Source organism: Roseomonas acroporae (assembly GCF_023223525.1).
GTDB lineage: Bacteria > Pseudomonadota > Alphaproteobacteria > Acetobacterales > Acetobacteraceae > Roseomonas_E > Roseomonas_E acroporae.
Window position 1 is genome coordinate 1 of record NZ_JALPRX010000028.1, and the last position, 2,204, is coordinate 2,204.

The window sequence follows — 2,204 nt, forward strand, 5'->3', positions numbered from 1 at the left end:
GGGCGGCGTGCCACGGGCTGCTCGCCGCGCGCCTGGTCGTTGAACAGCGCCACGACCGTCGCGGCGATACGCTGTCGCAGGGGGCGCAGGGCGCCCGGAAGGAGCAGGGGCTGCGCGCCCGCCGATTGCTGTCGCATGCCATCCGAGATCGGCGCTGCGGCGCGGTTTGGAAGGCCTGCCGCCGCGCTCCGGGCTGGTCGGGTGGCCGCCGACCGGCACCGCATGCGCGTGGCGCCGGATCGGGTGCCCGCGGTCCTCCGTCCCGCGGCTCCGGTCCGATGCCGCCCGAGAGCGCACATCGTATCTCCACCATTCCTTTCCGATGCGGTAGGAGTGCGTCCGCGATGATCGCCGCTGTTCGGGGATACCATTGAACTGGCTGGATTTTCTTGCTGTTTCCGAATGGCCCGCCGTGGCCGCTGCCGGTCTTGCCATGTTCAGGCGACAGATCGGCGCCCTGGTGGCTCGCCTCGGAAACAAGAACCAGATCGCCATTCCGCAGCTTCCCAAGGTGTCGCCGCTGATCGAGGCGGCGGAAGAGCTGGCGGCCGAAAGGCTGGTCAGCCAGGGGTCGTCATCGCCGCTGGCCGAGGGGACGCCTGACCCGTTGCATGCGGCCATCGATGCCGAGATCGAGCTGCTCACGGCCTCGGACGAATACCCGTCCGACTACTGCCTGCTGCGGTCCTGGGGATCGGTCGAGCGCCTGGCCCGCCTTCAGGCGACCGCGCTCGCCAAGGCACAGGGCAAGCAGCATCTCTCCATGGCGGAGTTGACCCAGGCGCTGAAGCTGGATGGCGACGACAAGGCGCTGGGACGACAACTGCGCGACATCCGCAACCGCGTTGCCGACGGCGAAATCAGCGTCTCGCCCACGGACGCGCTGCGCTACCGCGATCTCGTGGTGGTGCTGCTCCGCATCATACGGGAGCGCTCCGCCGGTCAGCTCAACTGAGCCGTCGATCGACGCGCCGCGGATGGCACACCCGCCGGGCGGGCAATGGTGGCGGAGGCAGCGCGGCTGACGGGATGGCGCTGCTGGCAAGGCCATCCACCAGACCAACTCGAGCCGCCGGAAGTGGCGGAGGCGCGAAGCTGACTTCCGGTTCGCTACGGTTCGCCACCAGCCGGCGCACTCATGGGGTCCGGATGGGGGTAAAAATCATCCGATCGCGAAAAGACTCAGCGACATCAGCTATGTGCAGGGATCAACTGGCGGAGAGGGTGTCCGGCGAGCGGATCGGCTAAAAGGCTGCGATAGGCCAAGAAAATGGGGAGGGGGAGGGGGCTCTACCCGGTTTCGTACCCGGTTTGCCGCCACCTCACCCCGCCGCCAGCCGCCCCGCGATCTCGCCGGCCTGGGTGGCGCGGCGGGACCAGCCCCGGCCGTAGATCGGGTACTGCTTGAGCAGCTTGTACCAGGCAAGGCAGGCATCGGTGTACGCCTTGGTCAGCTTCACCGGATCCCAGGCCCGCGCCGCGGCCAGCGTGACCGGCCCGATCCGGCCATCCTCGGCCAGCCCAAGCAGGCGTTGGAGGATGATCGCGGCCGGCTTCGGGCCAGTCCCACAGCCCATGTTGAACACCACGAAGCCGACCCCGCGCGGCAGGCCGTCGCAGTTGTTCGCGTCCCAGAAGCCCTTGAGATAGACGGGATACACGTCCTCGCGCTTGAGGGCCTGCATCCGCTCCTTGGTGGCCCAGGCGAGCGGCTGCCGGTTGTGCGCCGCCCAGGTCGCGGCCGTGACGCCCCAGGCGGTCATGCCGCCATGGTCGCGCGGGTCGTGGTGGTAGGGCTGCCCGTCATTGTCCGGCCGCAGGATGAATTCCATCGCGGCCGAGAAATCCGAGATGGCGGCCTTCGCCGCCGGCACCGGCACGTCCACCGGCACCGGCTTGGGGAGCGCTCCCACCGGATCCCCCACGGCCAGCACGGGGATGGGCGCCGGCACCGGTACCACCACCGGTGCCCGCGCCTTCTCAGCCTCGCGGCCGGTGAGCCAGGACCAGATGCCCATGTCAGGCCTCCCCCAGTTCGGGCAGCACGCGCAGGATCTCCGCGTCGGTCCGACCGGTCATGCCGCGGATCCACGAGAGCCGCTGCGCGCGGCGCCCTGCCGGCGTCATCTCGTGCTTGGCCGCGCGGGCCAGCAGGGCGCCCAGCGGCTCCGGGATCGGCCGGCTGGGCGCCTTCACGCGGACGC

At 70.0% G+C, this 2,204-nt stretch carries 3 protein-coding genes; 1 reads left to right on the forward strand and 2 read right to left on the reverse strand.

Translation table 11 applies throughout. The features are described 5' to 3' along the window. Positions 1 to 370 precede the first annotated feature (370 nt). On the forward strand, positions 371 to 955 hold the full coding sequence (locus tag M0638_RS07655) for a hypothetical protein (protein ID WP_248666377.1): 585 nt from the start codon (positions 371 to 373) through the stop codon (positions 953 to 955). Between the two features lie 367 nt (positions 956 to 1,322). Here the strand turns inward: M0638_RS07655 and M0638_RS07660 are convergent, their stop codons facing one another. Further along, on the reverse strand, positions 1,323 to 2,018 hold the full coding sequence (locus tag M0638_RS07660; protein ID WP_248666378.1) for a glycoside hydrolase family 108 protein: 696 nt from the start codon (positions 2,016 to 2,018) through the stop codon (positions 1,323 to 1,325). A 1-nt stretch (position 2,019) separates the two neighbouring features. Continuing rightward, the coding region (locus tag M0638_RS07665; RefSeq protein ID WP_248666379.1) for a hypothetical protein at positions 2,020 to 2,204 on the reverse strand (185 nt) is incomplete at its 5' end.

Excerpts from the sequence above, each read along its gene's own strand:
- M0638_RS07660 (WP_248666378.1), bottom strand. The coding sequence starts at position 2,018 with ATGGGCATCTGGTCCTGGCTCACCGGCCGCGAGGCTGAGAAGGCGCGG.